The sequence below is a fragment of the Comamonas aquatica NBRC 14918 genome (assembly GCF_000739875.1).
Classification (GTDB): domain Bacteria; phylum Pseudomonadota; class Gammaproteobacteria; order Burkholderiales; family Burkholderiaceae_C; genus Comamonas; species Comamonas aquatica.
On record NZ_BBJR01000035.1, the window covers coordinates 111,620 to 133,151 of the forward strand.

The 21,532-nt window shown below is 67.2% G+C and carries 18 protein-coding genes; 8 read left to right on the top strand and 10 right to left on the bottom strand.

Going from position 1 to position 21,532, the window contains the following annotated elements:
• Positions 1–18 precede the first annotated feature (18 nt).
• The 5 genes from CA2_RS06475 to CA2_RS06495 form a co-directional block, all read right to left on the bottom strand.
• Positions 19–939 (bottom strand): ABC transporter permease, encoded by a 921-nt coding sequence (locus CA2_RS06475; RefSeq protein ID WP_042414096.1) that lies wholly within the window; start codon positions 937–939, stop codon positions 19–21.
• Positions 939–2,024, bottom strand: a complete 1,086-nt coding sequence (locus tag CA2_RS06480) for an ABC transporter permease (protein WP_042414099.1) — start codon at positions 2,022–2,024, stop codon at positions 939–941. The genes CA2_RS06475 and CA2_RS06480 overlap by 1 nt, the downstream gene beginning before the upstream one ends.
• Positions 2,017–3,612 carry an ABC transporter ATP-binding protein gene (locus tag CA2_RS06485; protein WP_042414102.1) on the bottom strand — a complete coding sequence of 532 codons (1,596 nt, stop codon included), beginning with the start codon at positions 3,610–3,612 and terminating at the stop codon, positions 2,017–2,019. Before CA2_RS06485 ends, CA2_RS06480 begins: the two co-directional genes overlap by 8 nt.
• A gap of 84 nt (positions 3,613–3,696) precedes the next feature.
• The gene (locus CA2_RS06490) at positions 3,697–4,620 is read right to left on the bottom strand and encodes a LysR family transcriptional regulator (RefSeq protein WP_042414104.1); all 924 of its coding nucleotides are present in this window, start codon (positions 4,618–4,620) and stop codon (positions 3,697–3,699) included.
• Between the two features lie 78 nt (positions 4,621–4,698).
• Positions 4,699–5,493, bottom strand: a complete 795-nt coding sequence (locus CA2_RS06495) for a hypothetical protein (protein ID WP_042414108.1) — start codon at positions 5,491–5,493, stop codon at positions 4,699–4,701.
• A gap of 243 nt (positions 5,494–5,736) precedes the next feature.
• Between CA2_RS06495 and xdhA the strand changes: the two genes are divergently transcribed.
• Together xdhA and xdhB are read left to right on the top strand one after the other, a co-directional pair.
• Positions 5,737–7,242, top strand: a complete 1,506-nt coding sequence (xdhA, locus tag CA2_RS06500; protein ID WP_042414111.1) for a xanthine dehydrogenase small subunit — start codon at positions 5,737–5,739, stop codon at positions 7,240–7,242.
• Positions 7,239–9,566 (top strand): xanthine dehydrogenase molybdopterin binding subunit, encoded by a 2,328-nt coding sequence (gene xdhB / locus CA2_RS06505; RefSeq protein WP_042414114.1) that lies wholly within the window; start codon positions 7,239–7,241, stop codon positions 9,564–9,566. Before xdhA ends, xdhB begins: the two co-directional genes overlap by 4 nt.
• A 45-nt stretch (positions 9,567–9,611) precedes the next feature.
• Here xdhB and CA2_RS06510 read toward each other — a convergent pair whose 3' ends face one another.
• The 4 genes from CA2_RS06510 to xdhC form a co-directional block, all read right to left on the bottom strand.
• Positions 9,612–11,570, bottom strand: coding sequence for a sensor domain-containing diguanylate cyclase (locus tag CA2_RS06510; RefSeq protein ID WP_042414117.1), 1,959 nt, complete (start codon positions 11,568–11,570; stop codon positions 9,612–9,614).
• 171 nt (positions 11,571–11,741) lie between these two features.
• Positions 11,742–12,365, bottom strand: coding sequence for a Crp/Fnr family transcriptional regulator (locus tag CA2_RS06515; protein ID WP_042414121.1), 624 nt, complete (start codon positions 12,363–12,365; stop codon positions 11,742–11,744).
• Between the two features lie 172 nt (positions 12,366–12,537).
• Complete coding sequence (locus CA2_RS06520) at positions 12,538–13,833, bottom strand: urate hydroxylase PuuD (RefSeq protein ID WP_042414123.1); 1,296 nt, start codon at positions 13,831–13,833, stop codon at positions 12,538–12,540.
• A 218-nt stretch (positions 13,834–14,051) separates the two neighbouring features.
• Positions 14,052–14,873: a xanthine dehydrogenase accessory protein XdhC gene (xdhC, locus tag CA2_RS06525; protein ID WP_042414222.1), complete on the bottom strand. Its 822-nt coding sequence runs from the start codon at positions 14,871–14,873 to the stop codon at positions 14,052–14,054.
• Positions 14,874–14,965: 92 nt separating this feature from the next.
• Between xdhC and CA2_RS06530 the strand changes: the two genes are divergently transcribed.
• Positions 14,966–15,475 carry a hypothetical protein gene (locus CA2_RS06530; protein WP_042414126.1) on the top strand — a complete coding sequence of 170 codons (510 nt, stop codon included), beginning with the start codon at positions 14,966–14,968 and terminating at the stop codon, positions 15,473–15,475.
• A gap of 125 nt (positions 15,476–15,600) precedes the next feature.
• Positions 15,601–16,071, top strand: a complete 471-nt coding sequence (locus tag CA2_RS06535; protein WP_231907163.1) for a hypothetical protein — start codon at positions 15,601–15,603, stop codon at positions 16,069–16,071.
• Between the two features lie 63 nt (positions 16,072–16,134).
• Here CA2_RS06535 and uraH read toward each other — a convergent pair whose 3' ends face one another.
• Complete coding sequence (uraH, locus tag CA2_RS06540; RefSeq protein ID WP_042414131.1) at positions 16,135–16,485, bottom strand: hydroxyisourate hydrolase; 351 nt, start codon at positions 16,483–16,485, stop codon at positions 16,135–16,137.
• Between the two features lie 95 nt (positions 16,486–16,580).
• Between uraH and CA2_RS06545 the strand changes: the two genes are divergently transcribed.
• The 4 genes from CA2_RS06545 (at position 16,581) to CA2_RS06560 (ending at position 21,397) form a co-directional block, all read left to right on the top strand.
• Entirely contained in the window at positions 16,581–17,258 is a 678-nt protein-coding gene (locus CA2_RS06545; protein WP_042414134.1) for a GntR family transcriptional regulator, read from the top strand.
• 39 nt (positions 17,259–17,297) lie between these two features.
• On the top strand, positions 17,298–18,257 hold the full coding sequence (puuE, locus tag CA2_RS06550; protein WP_042414136.1) for an allantoinase PuuE: 960 nt from the start codon (positions 17,298–17,300) through the stop codon (positions 18,255–18,257).
• Positions 18,258–18,335: 78 nt separating this feature from the next.
• Entirely contained in the window at positions 18,336–20,105 is a 1,770-nt protein-coding gene (gene uraD / locus CA2_RS06555; RefSeq protein WP_042414139.1) for a 2-oxo-4-hydroxy-4-carboxy-5-ureidoimidazoline decarboxylase, read from the top strand.
• A 23-nt stretch (positions 20,106–20,128) separates the two neighbouring features.
• The gene (locus CA2_RS06560; protein WP_042414142.1) at positions 20,129–21,397 is read left to right on the top strand and encodes a M20 family metallopeptidase; all 1,269 of its coding nucleotides are present in this window, start codon (positions 20,129–20,131) and stop codon (positions 21,395–21,397) included.
• Positions 21,398–21,532 lie beyond the last annotated feature (135 nt).

The window sequence follows — 21,532 nt, forward strand, 5'->3', positions numbered from 1 at the left end:
GTTGATGTAAGGCCCTGTTTAAGAGCCGGGGTAAAAAGGCTTGCCTAACGAAGCTGGCATGTTCGCACGAATCCATGCCGGATTGCGTGAAATCAGGACCAGCACCACGATGGTGGCGATGTACGGCAGCATGCTCAGCAGCTGGCTGGCAATGTGCACGCCGGTGGCCTGCAGGTGGAACTGCAGCATGGTCACGCCGCCAAACAGGTAGGCGCCCAGCAAAATGCGACCAGGCCTCCACGTGGCAAACGTGGTCAGCGCCAGCGCAATCCAACCGCGGCCGGCCACCATGCCTTCGACCCACAGCGGGGTGTAGACGGTCGACACATAGGCCCCCGCCAGACCGCACAGCGCGCCGCCCGCCATCACCGCACCCAGGCGGATCATGCGCACGTTATAGCCCAGGGCGTGGGCCGACTCGGGCGACTCGCCGACCGAGCGCAGCACCAGGCCGGCACGCGTGCGGTACAGGAAATAGACCAGCAGCGCTGCGATCACGATGGCGCCGTACACCAGGGGGTGGTGGCGGAACAGCGCGGGCCCCACCACGGGCAGGTCGGCCAGGTAGGGGATGGCGAACTTGGGGGTCTCGGGCATCTTGGCCTGCACATAGTTCAGGCCTGCAAATGCAGAGAAGCCGCCCCCAAATAGGCTCAGGGCCAGCCCAGTGGCCGACTGGTTGGTGTTCAGCCAGATCACCAACACGCCAAAGATGGCCGCCAGCAGGGCACCGGCCCCCATGCCGGCCAGAAAGCCGACCAGCGTACTGCCGGTGTGCACCACGGCGGCAAAGCCCGCCAGTGCCGCGCACAGCATCATGCCTTCGGCGCCCAGGTTGATCACCCCGGCCTTTTCGTTGATCAGCAGGCCCAGGGCCGCCAGCGCCAGCACGGTGCCCGCGCTGAGGGTGGAAGCAAACAGCAATGCGTAGGCATCCATCACTGGGCTCCCTTCACTGCGCCCGACTTGGCACCGACCCAGCGCACGCGGTACGCGATCAGGGTGTCGCAGGCCAGCAGGGCAAACAGCAGCAGCCCCTGGAAGACACCCGTCAGAGATTTGGGCAAGCCCAGGCGCGACTGCGCCAGCTCACCGCCGATGTAGAACATGCTCATCAAAATGGCAGAGAAAATCATGCCCACGGGGTGCAAACGCCCCACGAAGGCAACAATGATGGCCGCAAAACCGTAGCCGGCCGGCACATAGGGCGTGAGCTGGCCGATCGGGCCCGCCACCTCCAGCGCACCCGCCAGACCGGCCGCGCCCCCGGAGATCAGCAGCGCCGTCCACAGCGCGCGACGCGAGGAAAAGCCGGCATAGCGTGCCGCGGCCGGGGCCATGCCCCCCACCTGCTGGGCAAAGCCGGCCTTGGTGCGGAACAGGAACACCCACAGGCCCGCAGCCCCCGCCAGCGCCAGCAGCGTGCCGATGTGTACGCGGGTGCCCTCAATCAGCTTGGGAATCTGGGTGACACGCTCGAAGGCCTTGGACTGCGGGAAGTTGTAGCCCATGGGGTCCTTCCAGGGACCATAGACCAGATAGCCCAGCACCAGGGTCCCGACGTACACCAGCATCAGGCTGACCAGGATCTCGTTGGCGTTGAAGCGGTCACGCAACAAGGCCACGATGCCTGCCCACACCATGCCGCCCAGCACACCGGCCAGCAAAATCGCCGGTACGATCCAAGGGCCCGTGGTCTTGTCGGCCAGCAGCGCCACGCCGCCTGCCGTGACCGCACCGATCACGAACTGGCCTTCAGCGCCGATGTTCCAGATGTTGGAGCGGAAGCACACGGCCAAGCCCAGCGCGATCAGCAGCAGGGGGGTGGCCTTCATCACCAGCTCACCCAGGGCGTAGCTGGTCTTGATGGGCTCCCAGAAAAAGGCCTGCAGGCCCTTGACCGGGTCCTTGCCCAGGGCCGCAAACAGGCACACGCCGATCGCCACCGTGATCAGCAAGGCCAGGATCGGCGCGCCATAGGTCCAGAACCTGGACACCTGGGGACGGGGTTCGAGCTTAAACATGCTGGGCCCCTCCGTTGCGCGACTGCGCCTCCACCTGCGCCAGGTGCTGCTGCACGTCGGCATTCCACAAACCACTCATCCACTCTCCCACCAACTGCAAGGTGGCCTCCGCACGGTCCAGCGACGGGCTGAGCTGCCCCTTGGCCACCACGTGCAGGCGATCGCTGATTTCAAACAATTCGTCCAACTCCTCGCTGAGCACCAGCACGGCGCAGCCCGCATCGCGCAGGGCCAGGATTTCACCGCGGATTTGTGCCGCCGCGCCCACATCCACGCCCCAGGTCGGCTGCGAGACGATGAGCAGCTTGGGCTTGGCGTCGATCTCGCGACCGACGATGAACTTCTGCAGGTTGCCGCCCGACAGCGACTTGGCCAGGGCATTCGGGCCGCCGGCCTTGACGCTGAAGCGGCGGATGATGTCGGCCGCATGCGCTTCCAGCTTGGCAATGCTCAGCCAGCCGCCCTGCCCCACCGCGTCATCGCGCGTCAGCAGCATGTTGTGCGCCAGCCCCATGGCCGGCACGGCGCCGCGCCCCAGGCGTTCTTCGGGCACGAAGTGCAGGCCCAGCGCACGGCGCTGGCGTGGGTTCATGCGCCCCGCCGCCTGGCCAGCTACCTGGACCATGCCAGCCTCTGCGCGCGTGTCCTCACCGGACAGGGCGTACAGCAGTTCCTGCTGGCCGTTGCCCGAGACCCCGGCAATGCCGACCACCTCGCCGGCACGCACCTCGAAATGCATGTCGACCAGGTCGACCCCGAACTGGTCCTGCTTGGCCAGGCTCAGTCCCTGGACACGCAGCACGGCGGCGCCGGCCTGCACCGCGCGGTGCTGCAGGGCGGCGGGTTCGGCACCGATCATCAGGCGCGACAGCGAGGCATTGCTTTCCTCCTGCGGATTGCAGTAGCCCGTGACCTTGCCGCCACGCAGCACGGTGCAGGCCGTGCACAGCTCGCGGATCTCGTGCAGCTTGTGGCTGATGTAGAGGATGGAGCAGCCTTCGGATGCCAGTTTTTTCAGCACCACAAACAGCTTTTCCACCGCCTGGGGCGTGAGCACCGAGGTGGGCTCGTCCAGGATCAGCACGCGCGGATCGGTCAGCAGGGCACGGATGATTTCCACGCGCTGCATCTCGCCCACCGACAGGGTGTGCACGGGCCGCGAAGGGTCGATGTCCATGCCGTACTCCGCGCCCTTGGACTGGATGCGGCGCGTCACCTCGGCCAGGGACATCGACTTGTCCAGGCCCAGCCACACGTTCTCGGCCACGGTCAGCGTGTCGAACAGGCTGAAGTGCTGGAACACCATGGCGATGCCCAGCTGGCGCGCTTCCTGCGGATTGCGGATGTACACCGGCTGGCCGTCGAACAGCACCTGGCCTTCATCGGGCTTGACGGTGCCGTAGATGATCTTCATCAGCGTGGACTTGCCAGCGCCGTTTTCACCCAGCACCGCGTGCACTTCGCCGGGCTGCACCGTCAGCGATACACCATCGTTGGCCACCACGGCCGGATATCGTTTGGTGATGCCCACCAGCTGCAGTCGCGGTGGCGCGTCACCGGGCGTGGGGAGGGATTGAGGGGATGTCATGCGCGAGATTGTCTCAGTTCAAAAAAATCCTAATAACAAATACTGCGTAACCGCAGATTTGGCGTTGGCTGATAGCTATTCATCTCATAGCAAAAGAGCGGTATTCTTCACGGCCTCACGCAGCCAGGTGCCGGCACTCGAGTGGTGCGTGCGGTCGTGCCACAGCTGGTAGTAGCGCATCTGCGGCAAGGGCACTGGCACCGGCAGGATGGCCAGCGGCAGCTGCGCGGCATAGCGCTCGCAGAACTGGCGCCCGGTGGTCAGCACAAGCAAGCTCGATGCCACCATCTGCGGCATCAGGCCGAAATGGGCGCAGCGCACCGCGATGTTGCGGTGCAGCCCCTGGGCGTTGAGGGCTTCGTCGATCACGCCCTTGGCCCCGGGGTGGGTCGGCATCGGGGCGATGTGTTCGGCGTCCAGCCACTCCTCGGCCGTCCAGCCGCGGCGCACGGCCGGGTGCGACTGGCTGACCAGGCACACGGGTTCATCGGAGAACAGCTGGGCCATGCGCAGCTCGGTCGGTGGCTGGGGCCAGTTGCCGATCACCACATCCACCTCGCCCTGGGCCAGCTGGCCGCTGTAGTCCACGCCCTGGCTCAGCGCCTGGAGTTCCACGGCGCACAGCGGCGCCTGCTTTTTCAGGAGGGCCACCAGCTTGGGCAGGAACTGCGGGTCCAGGTAGTCGCTGGCGGCGATGCGAAAGGTGCGCGCCGAGCTGCGCGGATCGAAGGCCCGCGCATCCGTGAACAGGTGCTCCGCCGACTGCAGGATGGCGGCCGCAGGCTCCAGCATGCGCAGCGCGGCATCGGTGGGCTGCATGCCGCCGCCCGAACGCACCAGGATGGGATCGCCCGACAGGTCCCGCAGGCGCTTGAGCGCCGTGGACACCGCCGGCTGGTGCATGCCCAGACGCACTGCCGCCCGCGATACGCTGCGTTCGGCAATCACCGTATGCAGCACGCGGATCAGGTGCAGGTCAATCTTTTCAAAGGGCGTGGTTTCTCGCATGAAAGAACGATGGGCCGCGAAAGCGACCCAGTATGCCAAGGCGGTGGCGCCCAGGGGGCAGGGATTATTCGGTGGTGTTCAATGCTGCTGCACGGCCTCGCCGGTCAGGGCTGCTTCGTCCAGCTTGGCCTGCCAGTACGCCAGCCGGGCGTTGTGGCGGGCCATGATGGCTGCGTCGATGGCCACCTTGTGGGTGTCGGAGTAATCCTCCATCTCATCCACCAGCTGGAGCATGGTGCGTTCCATCTGCGACATCTGCTCCATCAGCTCCTCCTCGGCGGTCTTCTCGGTCCGCAGGGGATTGGCCAGGGCGGCGATCAGCTTGCTGTTCTTCGGGGTGTCGGCGGTGCGCAGCACCCGGCAGGCTTCATCGTAGGCGGCGCGCACGGTCGTGAACTCTTCCATGCGTTCGTTGAAGCCTTCGTTGAGCACGGCCTTCAGGTGCGCCTCGGCCTGCAGATAGACCTCGTGGCAGCGCTGCACCTCGGCCTCGCGCTGCAGGCGCTCGGCACGGGTGCGCGGGCCTTCCAGGCGGAACAGCACAGCAAACGCCAGCACGGCCGCGGCGCCATACCACAGCAGCCAGTCGGTGGGCACCTGAAAGCCCCCCCAAGCCAATGCCGCCGTGCCTGCCCATGCCCCCAGATAGATCGCCTGGCTCTCCCAGCGCACCTCGCGGGGCACAGGAATGGGGGCCAGTTTGACCAAGGAGTGGAACTGCGTCGGCTCTTTGGGCTCGGGGACCTTGAGCTTGGCGACCCGCTCGGCAACTTCGTCGATGTGAAATTCTGTGGGGGCAGGTTCAGGTTGTGCAGGTGCAGACCAGAACTTGAGGGAACTTTTGGCGCGTCGCAAGAAGTCAGAAAAATTCATGTTGCGGCAAAAGGTCCAGAAAATTGGTGGTGCAGTTTAGCAATTGCAGGGGTGTACAGGCCGCCCAAAGCTCGTTGCACGGAAATTGCTTGGAACTTTTGTATACACATCGGGCCCGCGGTGTGCACCGGCCCTGGCCGGGCGCACTATGGCTGCAATCGCATGGACTACATACGGAAGTCTATATGTCGCGGCAAGACCCGGATGGCTTAATGAACAAAAACACCGTCAAATTGCAAGACTATGTCTCCACGTCCTCTCCATTTCCTGCGTCGCGGCCAGCCCGTCACGCTGCATGACATCCCGCCGGACCGCACCTTGCTGGAGGTGCTGCGCGAAGACCTGCACTGCACCGGCACCAAGGAAGGCTGCAGTGAAGGCGACTGCGGTGCCTGCACCGTGGTGCTGGGCGAGCGCACGCTGGACGCCGACGGCCAGCCCCGGCTGCACTACAAGGCCATCAACAGCTGCATCCGCCTGGCGCATTCGGTCGACGGCATGGCCCTGTGGACCGTGGAGGACCTGGCCCAGGACCCGGACATTCAGCTGCCGGCCGGCCAGCAGCTGCACCCCGTGCAGCAGGCCCTGGCCCAGTGCCACGGCACGCAATGCGGCTTTTGCACCCCGGGCTTTGTGATGAGCCTGTTCGGCATGTACCAGAACCACGCCCGCGGCGCGGCGCTGGACCGCCAGGGCGCGCAGGAGGCCCTGTCCGGCAACCTGTGCCGCTGCACCGGCTACCGCCCGATCCTGGAGGCCGCCCGCGACATGGCACAACTGCCCCCGGCCACGGTCGACGCACCGGCCGTTCTGCAAAAACTGGAGCTGCTGGCGCGCAAGGATGCTGCGATTGAGGCAGAAAACAGCTACCAACGCCCAAGCAGCCTGCGCGAGCTGCTACAACTTCGTGCAGACCACCCCGACGCCCAGGTCGTCGCCGGCTGCACCGACGTCGGCCTCTGGGTCACCAAGCAGCACCGCCGCTTCAGCCGGGTGCTGGACGTGACCGCCGCCACCGAGCTGCGGGCCATCACCCAGACCGAGGGCTGGCTGCGCATCGGCGCCGCCGCCACGCTGGAAGAGGCCTTCGCCGCCCTGCAGGCGCAGTGGCCCCAGCTACACCGCTTTGCCGCGCGCTTTGCCGGCCTGCCCGTGCGCAACAGCGGCACGCTGGGCGGCAACGTGGCCAACGGCTCGCCCATCGGCGACTCCATGCCGCTGCTGATCGCGCTGGGCGCCCAGGTGGTGCTGGCCAGCGTGCGCGGGGGCCGCAGCCTGCCCCTGGAAGCCCTGTACACCGGCTATCGCCAGAACGTCATGGCCCCGGACGAGCTGCTGGTGCGCATCGACGTGCCGCTGCCGCCAGCCGGCAGCGCAACCCGCCACCTGCGCGCCTACAAGGTCAGCAAGCGCCAGGACGATGACATCTCCGCAGTCTGCCTGGTGCTGCAGGTGACCGTTGAGCACGGCACGGTGACCAGCGCCCGCATCGGCGCCGGCGGCGTGGCGGCCGTGCCCGCGCGCGCCGTGCAGACCGAGGCCGCCCTGACCGGCCAGCCCTGGACCGCCGCCACCGTGCAGACCGCCGCGTCCGTGCTGCAGGCGGAGTTCAGCCCCATCTCCGACATGCGGGCCAGCGGCAGCTACCGCAAGCACCTGCTGGGCAGCCTGCTGCAGCGCTTCTGGCTGGAAAGCCAGGGCCAGGCCGGTGCCTCTTTGGAAGACATTCGCGTGGAGGTGAGCGCATGAACGCCCCGGACACCCTGTTGAACACGGCCGCGCAGGGCGCGGTCGGCCAGTCCCACCTGCACGAAAGCGCACGCGCCCAGGTGCTGGGCCAGGCGCCCTACCTGGACGACATGCCCGAGGTGCGCGGCACACTGTATGCCGCGCCCATCCTGTCCCGGGTGGCCCACGGCACGCTGCACGGCGTGGACACGCGCGCGGCCCTGGCCATGCCCGGTGTGCGCGGCGTGGTGCTGGCAGCCGACATTCCCGGCGACCCCATCCTGGCCGCCTTCGGCCATGACGAACCCATTTTTGCCCTGGACCAGGTGCTGTACGTCGGCCAGGTGATCGGCCTGGTCGTGGCCGACAGCGTGATGGCCGCGCGCCGCGCGGCGCGCCAGGTCCAGCCGGACATCAGCCCCCTGCCCGCCATCCTGACGGTGCAGCAGGCGCTAGAGGCCGAACACTATGTGCTGCCGCCCGTCCATGTGACGCGCGGCGACGCCGATGCCGGCCTGGCGCGTGCGTCCCACCGCCTGCAGGGAACGCTGGAAGTGGGCGGTCAGGAGCACTTCTACCTGGAAGGCCAGATCGCCTACGTGCTGCCCATGGAACAGAACCAGTGGTGGGTCTACTCCAGCACCCAGCACCCGGGCGAGGTGCAGGAATGGGTGGCCCACGCCCTGGGCATCGGCAACCACGCCGTCACCGTGCAGTGCCGCCGCATGGGCGGGGGCTTTGGCGGCAAGGAAACCCAGGCCGGGCACCTGGCCGTGTGGTCGGCCCTGGCGGCGCGCAAGTTCGGCTGCCCGATCAAGCTGCGCCTGGACCGTGACGACGACTTCATGATCACCGGCAAGCGCCACCCGTTTGCCTACAACTGGGACGTGGGCTTTGACGATACGGGCCTGATCACCGGCCTGAAGCTGCAGATGGCCGCCAACTGCGGTTTCAGCGCCGACCTGTCCGGCCCCGTGGCGGACCGCGCCATCTTCCACGCCGACAACGCCTATTTCCTGTCGGACGTGCGCATCAGCTCCTACCGCTGCAAGCTGCACACCCAGAGCCACACGGCCTTCCGCGGCTTTGGCGGACCGCAGGGCGTGATCGTCATCGAAACCATCCTGGGCGACATCGCCCGCACCCTGGGCCTGGACCCGCTGGCCGTGCGCCAGCGCAACTACTACGACGCCGACGCCAGCTCACCGCGCGCCGTCACCCACTACCAGATGACGGTGGAGGACAACATCCTGCACCCGATGACCAAAAAACTGGAGCAGGATGCGCTCTACCAGCAAAGGCTGGAGGCCATTTCGGCCTGGAATGCCCAGAACCCGGTGCTGCAGCGCGGCCTCGCCATCACGCCGGTCAAGTTCGGCATCAGCTTCACGGCCACGCTGTTCAACCAGGCCGGGGCGCTGGTGCATGTCTACACCGATGGCAGCGTGCAAGTGAACCACGGTGGCACCGAGATGGGCCAGGGCCTGAACACCAAGGTGGCCCAGGTGGTGGCCGACGAACTGGGCGTGCTCCTGTCGGCGGTGCAGGTCACCGCCAGCGACACCAGCAAGGTGCCCAACGCCAGCGCCACCGCGGCCAGCAGCGGCACCGACCTGAACGGCCGTGCCGCCCAGTATGCGGCACGCAAGGTGCGCGGCAACCTGGCGGCCTTCGTCGCCGGGCTGGACGGCTGCGGGGCCGGCGCCGTCAGCTTTGCGGGCGGCCAAATCCACACCCCAAAGGGCACGCGCGACTTCCGGGCCGTGGTCAAGGAGGCCTATGCCAACCGCATCCAGCTGTGGAGCGATGGCTTCTACCGCACGCCCAAGATCCACTACGACAAGACCACGCTGACCGGACGCCCCTTCTATTACTTCGCCTATGGCCTGGCCTGCGCCGAGGTGGCCATCGACACGCTGACCGGCGAATCCAAGGTGCTGGCCATCGACGTGCTGTACGACGCCGGCCGCAGCATCAACCCGGCCATCGACATCGGCCAGGTCGAAGGCGGCTTCGTGCAGGGCATGGGCTGGCTGACCACGGAACAGCTGGTCTGGAACGACCAGGGCGTACTGACCACGCACGCCCCCAGCACCTACAAGATCCCGGCCACCGGCGACATTCCGGAACACTTCCAAGTCCAGCTCTACCAGGAGCCGAACCGCGAGGACAACGTCGGCGGCAGCAAGGCCGTGGGCGAGCCACCGTTCATGCTGGCCATCAGCGTCTACGAAGCCCTGCGCCACGCCATCGCCAGCGCGCGCGAGCGCCAGGGCAAGCGGGGCGTGGTCCAGTTGCAGGCCCCGGCCACGGCCGAGCATGTGCTGCAGGCCCTGCAGCGCTGAACCTTGTGCACCCACCCCGGCCCGTATGCGCCAGGGGCGCGGCCCTCAGGCTGCGGGCCGGCTGACGGCCTGCAGCGTGCTGACCTGCCCCACGGCCACCTGGCAGCGACCGCGGCGCTTGGCCTCGTAGCAGGCCATGTCGGCCCCGCGCACCGCCTCCTGCGGGGCATGGCGCAAGGCATCCACGGCCACCACCCCGACGCTGACGCTGATCCAGTGGCGCTCGCCACCCCAGCTGGGCTGCCAGCGCCACACGGCATCGCACAGGGCCTGGGCCACGCCCTGGGCATGGGCCAGGCTCAGCCCCGGCAGTAGCACGGCAAACTCATCCCCGCCCAGCCGCGCGACATCGCCCAGCGGCTGGACGTGGCTGTGCAGCAGACGGCCGATGTGGCGCAGCATCTTGTTGCCCATGTCGCGCGAGGTGACCTCGTTCATCATGCCCAGGTGGTCCACATCGATAAACAGCAGACAGCCCTGGGTGGGCACGCGTGCCACCGCGCTGTCGGCCAGGGCTTTGGGCGGCTGCAGGCTGTCCGTCACCCAGGACTGCAGGCTCCACATGAAGGCCTCGCGGTTCGGCAGGCCGGTGAGCCCGTCGCGCCAGGCATGGGCCTCGACCGGCCAGGAGGGCACGCTGCGCCCCTGGCGCCAGGGCAGGCGCAGGCGCCAGACCGTGCTGTCCGGGGCGCGATCGGGGGTCCAGGCCAGCACCTCCACCCACACCCAGTCACCGTCCTTCTTGCGCAATTGCACCAGCCCCTCGAAGCCGCCCAGGTCGACCAGCGCATGGCGCACCGCCGCCAGCGCCTGCGGGTTCTCAAACAGCTGGTCCAGCGCCAGCACCGCACCTTCCGAGGGGAAATAGCCCAGGATCACGCCCACCTGCGGCGTCGCCACCTGGACCCGCCCGTCCTGCTCCAGCAGCATGGCCACCGGCACGTTGTCCAGCATGGCCAGCGTGCCGGCCACGGGCGGGGTGTCAGCCTCGGCCACCGCGCCGCCGGGTTCGCCGTGGCGGTGGACCGCCAGCCCCTCGGCCGTGCCAGGGGCCACCGCAGCGCCCGCATGGCGCGGCCAGGGGGCCAGCCAGCCCCACAGCGCCCAGACGGCCAGGGCCGTCAGGACGACCAGCCCCAGGCCCAGCATCAGCCAGGTCTGCACGGGCAGGCCCTGATTGCCCAGCATGTCGCCCGACATGTCCCGCAGGATCACGGCCTGCCACTGCGGCAGGGGCAGGCCCACCCGCGTCACCAGCCGCGCCCCCCAGGCCACGGTCTGCGCACTGGCTGCCGAAGGCTTGGACAGCGACTGCCATTCCGCCCAATGGGTCTCCCACAGTTCGCGCGCATGCTTCCAGCGCTGCGTGACATCGGAATGCGCCAGCACCACTCCATCCGGATCCAGCAGCACATACTGCAGACCGGGCACAGCGCCCAGCGGTTCGGGGATCAGGGTGGCCAGGGGCAGTTTGGAGACTGCCGCCAGGGCACCGGCGACCGCACCATCGGCCCGGCGCATGGGCACGGTCAGCAGGACACGCAGGTGGCTGGCATCTTCCGGCGTCTGGATCTGCACCACATTGGGCTTGCCCTCGGCAATCGTGCGGCGCAGCGCCTCCACCCCGTTGGTGTCGATCTCGACCACCGCGCCGCCCAGACCATGGTGGGTGATGGAGCCGCTGGGCAGGGCCACGTGCAGGCTGTCGAACAGCCGCAGCGTGGAACCCTCCTGCTGCATCAGCGCATCCAGCACGGCCGGCTTGTCCAGCAGGCTGGTGTGCATGCCCTGGGCGATCGACACCAGCAGGCGCTGCTGAGCTTCCATGCGTGCCGTCAGCATGCGCGCCCACAGGTCGGCCTCGGTGTTCTGCTGGGCCATCAGGCGCTCCTGGGTGCGGGCATCGACCACCTGCACCAGGCACCAGGCGCCAAACGCCGCCACCGTGAGCACCAGGGCCGCCAGCACCAGCACCAGCAGACGCAGTCCGCGCCAGTCGGTCACTGCGTCAGCCAGGGGGGCAGGAGCGGGTTTGCTGGAATTGATCACGCCCCACTATAGGCAGGACTGGGCGGGGCGTTGTTCCGGTGGAACCCTTGAAGTCCGTGCCCTACAAACGCCAAGGAGGCCTTGCGGCCTCCTGGTTGCGTCCCCCTGCTGCGCTGGCGCGCGGGCTCAGATGCCGGCCACGCTTTGCAGTGCGCTGGGCTGGGGCAGGTTCAGCACATTGCCCGTGCCGGCGATCAGGCCATGTTCGCGCAGGTGGCGCAGCACGCGCGAAAAGGTTTCGGGCGCAATCCCCAGCTGCGCGGCAATCGTGCGTTTGCGCTGGTTCAGCGTGACGCACATGGTGCCGTTGTCCGCATGCTGGGCATGGCGCAGCAGCCACTGGGCGCAGCGGGCCTCGGCATCCTGTGCCAGGCGGCTGACGGCGGTTTCCGTCTGCTGGCAGTACCCCTGGGCCATGTCGCGCACCAGGGTGGCCACCGTGTCCGGCAGGGACTGCAGGCTGTGCTGGAAGGCGCCCAGCGAAATGCGGCGCAGACGCACCCGCGAATCGGTCACCATGTCCACACCACAGCTGCTACCCGTCAAGGCAAAAGCGGCATCCAGCCACGCCGGACCTTCCACCACGCCGAGCTGGTGGCGCATCTGCCCGTCTTCGAGCACGCCCAGCACCACGCAGCCGCTGTCCAAGTACAGGACCGAGTCGGGACGTGAGCCACATTGGCGCAGCAGCTGGCCGGCGGGAACCACCTCTGCCTGGGCCAATGGATCGAAGGATGGAATGTGGAACATGGTCACGGACTGTGCCGCAGCGCTGTCCGGACGGTGTTGAGCCACATCAATAATGAATGCCACGCCAGACAGGCCCCGACCGGCGTGCCGGCCAGCGGTTGCAGCGCCCGCAAAAAAGGCCCGCAACCACGGCTGCGGGCCTGAAAGGATGAGGCTCGGCCGGCGTGCGACCTCAGGGGGTGGGCACGGGCGCTCCGGACTCGAACCACTGCTTGAAGCTGTCGCGCTCCTCGGCGCTCAGGGCGCCGGGATTGCCGAAGGGCATCTTGCGCAGCTGCACCACCTGGGCATAGATCTGCTGGGCATGGCTCTTCACATCGGCGGGGGTGTCGAACTTGACGTTCTTTTGCGCGATCGTGGCGGAGCTGTGGCAGACCACGCAGTGCTGCTGCATGATGGCGTGCATTTTTTCATAGCTGCCTGCGCTTGCCGTGCTTGGGCTGGAGGCCGATTCAGCCACAGGTTTGGCGGTCTCCCCCTGCACCACGGACTGGCCCACGGGGGCGATCACGGCCGGGTTGGCGGCCACCGCCGCGGGCGGGGCCGGGCGCAGCCAGGCGATGACGCCCAGCAGCACCACCACACCCACGGCGGCGTACTTCCAGGGATGGGGGTTGCGGCCCAGCTTGTGGCCATGGCGCATGACGAAGAACTGGCGGATGGCAGCGCCGGCAAACATCATCAGGATCAGGACCAGCCAGTTCTGCGGGTGGCTGTGCAGCCAGCCATAGTGGTTGGACAGCATGGCAAACAGCACCGGCAGGGTGAAATAGGTGTTGTGCACGCTGCGCTGCTTGCCGCGCTTGCCGTGGATGGGGTCAACGGGTTCACCGGCCTTGATGGAAGCCACCATCTTCTTTTGGCCGGGGATGATCCAGAAGAACACGTTGGCGCTCATGGATGTGGCCAGCATGGCACCGATCAGCAGGAAGGCGGCCTGGCCGGGGAAGATGTGGCAGGCCAGGTAGGCGGCCACGCAGACCAGCACCAGCACCAGCGCGCCGACGGTGGCATCGCCGCCGTCCTTTTGCCCGAAGACGCGGCAGATGCCGTCGTACAGGAACCAGAACACCACCAGGAAGGCCAGGGCCGCGACGATGGCCATCTGGCTGGACATCAGCGGGTTGGCGGGATCGACCAGGTAGATCTTGGCATTCCACAGGTAGGACACCGTCAGCAGCGCAAAGCCGGACAGCCAGGTGGTGTAGCTTTCCCAATAGAACCAGTGCAGGTGGTCAGGCAGCTTGGGCGGGGAGACGTTGAACTTGACCGGGTGGTAGAAGCCGCCGCCGTGCACGGCCCAGAGTTCGCCGCTGACGCCCTGCTTTTTCAGGTCCTCATCGACCGGCGGGGTCAGGCTGCTGTCGAGGAACACGAAGTAGAACGACGAGCCCACCCAGGCGATGGCGGTAATGACATGCAGCCACCGCAACAGCAGGTTGGCCCAGTCGAGGATATAGCTTTCCATAGCACTCAACTCCGGCAGCACAAGGGCTGCCCTGGAAGATCAACCTGCTCACCACTGCGGGCGCTCTGAGCAGAAGAATGGGCCGCGCACCTGGGTTGTAACAACATCGTGGGCACCGCTGCGACCTGTCTTTCGTCAAAGTGTATGCAATTTTTGTCGCCAAAAATTGCAAATTCAGCCTGCCCCCGGGCAACTACCAAGGACCCAGCACGGCCCCGTCAGGCGGCTGCAAGCTGCTGGGCCCGCAGCTGCAATAACTGTGCCGCCACGGCGATGGCGATCACCTCGGGCTCCTTGCCTGGAATGCCGGGCAGGCCGATCGGGCAGGTGATGTGGGCGATCTCGGCCGCGCTGAAGCCCCGCTGCGCCAGCCGACGCTGGAACACGGCCCACTTGGTGGCGCTGCCAATCAGGCCCACGAAGGGCAGGTCGCCCCGCTCGCGCTGGCGCCGCAGGCAGGCGGCGACGATGTCCAGGTCCTCGGTGTGACTGAAGCTCATCACCAGCACCAGCGCATGCGCGGGCAGGTCGCGCACGGCCGCGTGCACGGGCTCGGAGTGCTCGCAGCGCACCTGCGGCAACGGCGATGCCGGGAACATGCCGTCCCGGCTGTCCACCCAGTGCACGGCAAACGGCAGCGGCTGCAGCACCCGCACCAGGGCGTGGCCCACATGGCCGGCGCCAAACAGCGCCACCGGCTGGTGCGGCACCTGCAGGCGGTCCAGCACGGCGCCATCGGCGGCGCCCACGGCCGTCAGGCGCAGATCGACCGCGCCGCCACAGCACTGGCCCAGCGAAGGCCCCAGCGCCAAGCGCAGGCTGCGCACCGGCCCGGGCAAGCCCTGGGCCAACCATGCGCGCGCCAGGCGCGTGGCCTCCCATTCCAGGTGGCCCCCGCCGATGGTGCCGATCAGCCCTTCGGCCTGCACCGCCATCCACGCACCCGGGCCGCGCGGGGCCGAGCCTTGCGTGGCCACCACTTCGACCAGGCACACCGGGGCCTGGCGCACGGCGGCCCGCAGGCGTTCCAAAGCATTCACGAGATCCACCTTGTTTGTTTCATGCACGTCACAGTCGCAAGCACAAGTCTTGCCACTTCGTCCCATCCCCGGGATGGCGATAAGCTTGCACCATGACTGACAAGCACCTACCCGGTTCCGAGCATCCTAAACGCCACTGGCTGTGGGGCGGCATGGCCGCCGCCATGACCGCCATCCTGGCAGCCTGCGGCGTGGCGCCCTCGTCACCGCCACCCGCCACCGGCAGCGCGGGTGCCGGCACCAGCCGCAGCTCCAGCGCCACCTCGGCCCGCGCCTACCGGCAGGACGCGGCCCGCCACCTGTATGCCCAGAATGCCCCGCGCATCTACAAGGGCCAGTTGCCGCCGATGCTGTATGCCGTGGGCGTGCTGGAGGTGAACCTGGACCGCAAGGGCAATGTGCGCAGCCTGAACTGGATGCGTGCCCCGCGCCATGCCCCCGAAGTCATCCGGGAAATCGAACGCACGGTGCGTGCCGCCGCCCCTTACCCGGCGCCCGAGCGCGTGCAGGACCGCCTGGTGTGGACCGACACCTGGCTGTGGGACCGCACTGGCATGTTCCAGCTGGACACCCTGACCGAAGGCCAGCGCGACGGAGGCTAGGCCCGATCCATCCAGCGCAGATCGACGGATGCGCTCTGAAAAGCCTTCGCAGCGCCCCGGCCTACAGCCACCCACGTCGCCGGCGACACCACAGCGGCGGCCCTGCGACCTATGCTGGCCACATGATGACCACCCCGCCCCTTGCGCCGCAGCCACGCTCACGCCGCCACTGGCTGCTGGGAGGCCTGGGCTGCGTCGCCGCCGCTGCGCTGACTGCCTGCGGCATCCCCATGCCCTTGCCAGGCGCACGCACCGAGCAGCGCGCCTCCACGGCCTACGAGCAAAAGGCCGCACGCCACCTGTACCAACGCTATGCCGCGCGCATTTACCGCGGACAGCTGCCCGCGATGCTGTACGCCGTGGCCGTGCTGGAAATCCATGTGAGCGGCAATGGCCAGATCCGTCGCCTCAGCTGGATGCGCCTGCCCAGCCATGCACCAGAAGTGGTCAGGGAGATTGAGCGCATGGTGCGCGCTGCCGCACCATTTCCGCCCACCGGGGCTGGCAATCTCATCTACACCGACACGTGGCTGTGGGACCGCTCCGGGCGCTTTCAGCTGGACACGCTGACCGAGGGACAGCTTCCGGGCGGCTAACCAGCGCCAGCCATCAAAAAAAGAGCGCCCAGCGCTCTTTTTTTGATGGTGCCAGCCGCCCGCTCAGGAGCCGCGGTAGGTGGAGTAGCTCCAGGGACTGACCAGCAGCGGCACGTGGTAGTGCTGGTCGGCGTGCGCCACGCCGAAATCCAGGTGCACCACATTCAGGAAATTGGGCTCGGGAAGTTGCACACCTTTTGCTTTGAAGTAGCCTGCCACATCAAAGGACAAGCGGTAGGTCCCCACTTTGAGGCTGTGGTTGTCAAAAAGTGGAGCATCGGTGCGACCGTCGTGGTTCAGGGTCAGGCTTTTCAGCAGCGTGACCTTGTCGCCCTCGAGCGCAAACAGCTGTACCTGCATGCCGGCCGCGGGGCCGCCGTGCATGGTGTCCAGAACGTGGGTACTCAAGCCCATGGGGGTAACTCCTCAATGTGACGCAGCCGCCGTGCAGCCGCTTGTTTACCAAAAGTGTATACAATTTTTGCTCAAACGCATCTATGATGATCCCTATGGAAACATCCTCCACCAGCGCCATCGCCGACGCCCTGACGCGGGCCATCGTCGAGCACAAACTGCTGCCCGGCACCAAGCTGGCCGAGCAAAAGCTCGCCGACCATTTCGGGGTGTCGCGCACCCTGGTCAGGCAAGCTTTGTTCCAGCTGTCGCAAAACCGGCTGGTCACCCTGGCGCCGGCCCGCGGTGCGTTCGTGGCCACCCCCTCGGTCGAGGAAGCCCAGCAGGTGTTTGCCGTGCGCCGCATGCTGGAAACCGAGATGACGCGCGCCTTTGTGCGCCAGGTCAAGCCCGCGCAGATCAAGGCGCTCAAGGCCCACATCACGGCCGAGAAGAAGGCCATGGACCGCAACGACGTGGGTCAGCGTACCGAGCTGCTGGGCGACTTTCACGTGGTCATGGCCGAGCAGATGGGCAACCACGTGCTGGCGCAGATTCTGGGCGAGCTGCTGTCGCGCTGCGCCCTGATCACGCTGATGTACCAGAGTGCCAGCGCCGCCGAACACTCGCACGAAGAGCACGAAGCCATCGTCACGGCCCTGGCCGCCAAGGACGAGGCCCTGGCCGTGCGCCTGATGCAGGAACACCTGCAGCACGTGGAAGAAGGCCTGACCTTCGACCGCGACATGCCCTCCAGCGACCTGTCCATGGCGCTGTCCGGCATCACCGCCTGACCCCTGTCCTTGTCTCCCTGTTTTTTTGTGCCTGCCCGTATGACCTACAACGCCACCGCCCCCTACCCCCGCGACCTGATCGGCTACGGCCGCCAGTTGCCCCAGCCGCAATGGCCCGGCCAGGCCCGCGTGGCCGTGCAGTTCGTGCTGAACTACGAGGAAGGCGGCGAGAACCATGTGCTGCACGGCGATCCGGCCAGCGAGCAGTTCCTGTCCGAAATGTTCAACCCGGCTGCCTACCCGGCGCGCCACATGAGCATGGACGGCATCTACGAGTACGGCAGCCGCGCCGGCGTGTGGCGCATCCTGCGCGAGTTTGAAAAGCGTGGACTGCCGCTGACCGTGTTCGGCGTGGCCACGGCCCTGCAAAAGCACCGCGAGCTGGCCCAGGCCTTTGCCGATCTGGGCCACGAGGTGGCCTGCCACGGCCTGAAGTGGATCCACTACCAGAACGTGCCCGAGGAGATCGAGCGCGCCCACATGGCGCAGTGCATGGAGATTTTCGAAGACCTCTACGGCCACGAGGGCGACCACGGCCTGGGCTGGTACACCGGCCGCGACAGCCCCAACAGCCATCGCCTGGTGGCCGACGATGGCCGCTTCGCCTACGACAGCGACTACTACGGCGACGACCTGCCGTTCTGGATGCGCCTGGAAAAGACCGATGGCAGCCACCACCACCAGCTCATCGTGCCCTACACGCTGGACGTGAACGACATGCGCTTTGCCCTGCCCCAGGGCTATTCGCACGCCGACCCGTTCTTCCAGTACATGAAAGACACCTTCGACACGCTGTACGCCGAGGGCGACCCCGCCGGCGAGAACGCGCCCAAGATGATGAGCATCGGCATGCACTGTCGCCTGCTGGGCCGCCCCGGCCGCATCACCGCACTGCAGCGCTTTCTGGACCACATCCAGCGCCACAGCCACGTCTGGGTGTGCCGCCGCATCGACCTGGCGCGCCACTGGGCCCAGCGCTTCCCCGCGCCCGCGCTGTGAACGCAGCTTGATTGCCAAATTGGCATCCAGCCCTTATCCATTCTGCGTCAGCAGCTCTATTTTTTGACAGGAAGCACCATGGCCCTGACCCTGGAACAACTCAACACCGCCGACACCGCCAGCGCCGTGCAACTGCTGGACGGCCTGTACGAGCATTCGCCCTGGATTGCCGAAGCCGCGCTGGCACAGCGCCCGTTCAAGTCGCTGGCCCACCTCAAGCACGCCATGGTCCAGGTGCTGGCCCAGGCCTCGCCCGAGGCGCAACTGGGCCTGATCCGCGCCCACCCGGAGCTGGCCGGCAAGGCCATGGTGGCCCAGTCGCTGACCGCTGAATCCACCAACGAACAGAACACCGCCGGCCTGACGGCCTGCACGCCCGAGGAATTCGCGCGCATCCAGCAGCTCAACGCCGACTACAACGCGCGCTTCGGCTTCCCCTTCATCCTGGCCGTGCGCGGCCCGCGTGGCACCGGTCTGACCAAGGCCGAAATCATCGACACCTTTGCGCGCCGCAGCTTCAACCACCCGAACTACGAGCGGGCCGAAGCCCTGCGCAACATCCATCGGATTGCAGAGATTCGCCTCAACGACAAGTTCGGCTACACCCCCACGCTGGGCAACGATGTCTGGGACTGGCAGGAAAAGCTGGCCCAGCACAGCGAACCGGGCTATGCCGAGAAGGGCCAGCTCACCGTCACCTACCTGACCGACGCCCACCGCGCCTGCGCCCAGCGCATCAGCCACTGGATGCGCGACTGCGGCTTTGACGAGGTCGAGATCGACGCCGTGGGCAACGTGGTAGGCCGCTACCACCCGGCCCAGGCTGGCGCCAAGTACCTGCTGACCGGCAGCCACTACGACACCGTGCGCAACGGCGGCAAGTACGACGGCCGCCTGGGCATCTTCGTGCCCATGGCCTGCGTGCGCGAACTGCACCGTGCCGGCAAGCGCCTGCCCTTCGGTATTGAGGTGGTGGGCTTTGCCGAGGAGGAAGGCCAGCGCTACAAGGCCACCTTCCTGGGCTCGGGCGCGCTGATCGGCGACTTCAAGCCCGAGTGGCTGGAACAAAAGGATGCCGACGGCATCACCATGCGCGAGGCCATGCAGCACGCCGGCCTGTGCATCGACGACATCCCCAAGATCCGGCGCGATGCCGCGCAGTACCTGGGCTTCATCGAAGTGCACATCGAGCAGGGCCCGGTGCTCAACGAACTGGACCTGCCCCTGGGCGTGGTCACCTCCATCAACGGCGGCGTGCGCTATGTGTGCGAGATGTATGGCACTGCCAGCCATGCCGGCACCACCCCCATGGACCGCCGCCACGACGCCGCCCTGGGCGTGGCCGAGCTGGGCCTGTACCTGGAGCAGCGCGCGCGGCAGGACGGCGACAGCGTGGCCACCATCGGCATGCTGCAGGTGCCCAATGGCTCGATCAACGTGATTCCTGGCCGCTGCCTGTTCAGCATGGACCTGCGGGCCCCCACCGACGCCCAGCGCGACGCCATGGTCCAGGATGTGCTGGCCAAACTGGAAGAGATCGCCCGACGCCGCGGCCTGCAGTACAAGACCGAGCTGGCGATGCAGGCCGCGGCCGCCCCCAGCGCCCCCGACTGGCAACTGCGCTGGGAGAAGGCCGTGGCCGCACTGGGCGTGCCCGTGTTCCGCATGCCCAGCGGCGCCGGCCACGACGCCATGAAACTGCACGAAATCATGCCCCAGGCCATGCTGTTCACGCGCGGCCTGAATGGCGGCATCAGCCACAACCCGCGCGAATCCACCACCAGCGACGACATGCAGCTGGCCGTGGAAGCCTTCAGCCACGTGCTGCAGCAACTGGCCGCGCAATAACACCCACCGACACGAGACACCCCATGAAGCAAGACCGCCAAGCCACGTACGCCGCACTGGACGCCTGGATCGACCAGCACTTTGACGAGCAGGTGCAGTTCCTGCAATCCCTGGTGCAGGTGCCCACGGACACGCCGCCCGGCAACAATGCCCCGCATGCCGAACGCACGGCCGACCTGATCCAGGCCTTCGGCTTTGAGGCCGAAAAGCACGTGGTGCCGGCACAGGCCGTCAAGGACTACGGCATGGAGTCCATCACCAACCTGATCGTGCGCCGCCCCTATGGTGCGGGCGGCAAGACGATTGCCCTGAACGCCCACGGCGACGTGGTGCCCCCCGGTGAAGGCTGGACCAAGGACCCGTATGGCGCCCAGATCGAAGACGGCAAGATGTATGGCCGTGCCACGGCGGTGAGCAAGAGCGATTTCTCCACCTTCACCTTCGCCGTGCGTGCGCTGGAGGCCGTGGCCAAGCCCGCCCGGGGCGCGGTGGAGCTGCACTTCACCTACGACGAGGAGTTTGGCGGCCTGCTTGGCCCCGGCTGGCTGCTGGAGCAAGGCCTGACCCGGCCCGATCTGATGGTGGCCGCGGGTTTCAGCTACGAAGTGGTGACCGCGCACAACGGCTGCCTGCAGATGGAAGTGACCGTGCACGGCAAGATGGCCCACGCCGCCGTGCCCCACACGGGGGTGGACGCGCTGCAGGGCGCCGTGGCCATCATGAACGCGCTGTATGCCGAGAACACCCGCTACCAGCAGGTGACTTCACAGGTCCCCGGCATCAAGCACCCCTACCTGAACATCGGCCGCATCGAAGGCGGCACCAACACCAATGTGATCCCCGGCAAGGTGGTGCTCAAGCTGGACCGCCGCATGATCCCCGAGGAGCACCCGGCCGAGGTGGAAGCCAGCATCCGCGCAGTGATCGCCCGCGCCACCGCCGACTTCAACACCCAGCGGGGCTACACCGGTGAGGACGCCGTGCGTGCGGACATCAAGCGCCTGCTGCTGGCCAACGCCATGACCCCGCTGGCGGGCAACCAGCCCTTGGTGGAGGCCATCCAGACCCACGGCGAAGCCGTGTTCGGCACCAAGCCGCCCGCCGTGGGCACGCCGCTGTACACCGACGTGCGCCTGTACGTGGAGCGCGGCATCCCCGGCGTGATCTATGGCGCCGGCCCCCGCAGCGTGCTGGAAAGCCACGCCAAGCGGGCCGACGAACGCCTGGAGCTGGAAGACCTGCGCCGCGCCACCAAGGTGGTGGCACGCAGCCTGGTCGACCTGCTGGCCTGACCCCCGGCGCTCCACGCCCCGCCCCTCCAGCCCGGTTGCGACCGGGCTTTTTCATGCCTGTGCCCAGCGGGCGCGCATCTTGCTTGTTTCCAGGGAAGAGCCCCAGCATGGGGCATGCCCGCTTTCACATGTCGA

Coding starts and splice junctions, on each gene's coding strand:
- CA2_RS06475 (WP_042414096.1), bottom strand. CDS start 939: ATGGATGCCTACGCATTGCTGTTTGCTTCCACCCTCAGCGCGGGCACC.
- CA2_RS06480 (WP_042414099.1), bottom strand. CDS start 2,024: ATGTTTAAGCTCGAACCCCGTCCCCAGGTGTCCAGGTTCTGGACCTAT.
- CA2_RS06485 (WP_042414102.1), bottom strand. CDS start 3,612: ATGACATCCCCTCAATCCCTCCCCACGCCCGGTGACGCGCCACCGCGA.
- CA2_RS06490 (WP_042414104.1), bottom strand. CDS start 4,620: ATGCGAGAAACCACGCCCTTTGAAAAGATTGACCTGCACCTGATCCGC.
- CA2_RS06495 (WP_042414108.1), bottom strand. CDS start 5,493: ATGAATTTTTCTGACTTCTTGCGACGCGCCAAAAGTTCCCTCAAGTTC.
- xdhA (WP_042414111.1), top strand. CDS start 5,737: ATGTCTCCACGTCCTCTCCATTTCCTGCGTCGCGGCCAGCCCGTCACG.
- xdhB (WP_042414114.1), top strand. CDS start 7,239: ATGAACGCCCCGGACACCCTGTTGAACACGGCCGCGCAGGGCGCGGTC.
- CA2_RS06515 (WP_042414121.1), bottom strand. CDS start 12,365: ATGTTCCACATTCCATCCTTCGATCCATTGGCCCAGGCAGAGGTGGTT.
- CA2_RS06520 (WP_042414123.1), bottom strand. CDS start 13,833: ATGGAAAGCTATATCCTCGACTGGGCCAACCTGCTGTTGCGGTGGCTG.
- CA2_RS06530 (WP_042414126.1), top strand. CDS start 14,966: ATGACTGACAAGCACCTACCCGGTTCCGAGCATCCTAAACGCCACTGG.
- CA2_RS06535 (WP_231907163.1), top strand. CDS start 15,601: ATGACCACCCCGCCCCTTGCGCCGCAGCCACGCTCACGCCGCCACTGG.
- uraH (WP_042414131.1), bottom strand. CDS start 16,485: ATGGGCTTGAGTACCCACGTTCTGGACACCATGCACGGCGGCCCCGCG.
- CA2_RS06545 (WP_042414134.1), top strand. CDS start 16,581: ATGGAAACATCCTCCACCAGCGCCATCGCCGACGCCCTGACGCGGGCC.
- puuE (WP_042414136.1), top strand. CDS start 17,298: ATGACCTACAACGCCACCGCCCCCTACCCCCGCGACCTGATCGGCTAC.
- uraD (WP_042414139.1), top strand. CDS start 18,336: ATGGCCCTGACCCTGGAACAACTCAACACCGCCGACACCGCCAGCGCC.
- CA2_RS06560 (WP_042414142.1), top strand. CDS start 20,129: ATGAAGCAAGACCGCCAAGCCACGTACGCCGCACTGGACGCCTGGATC.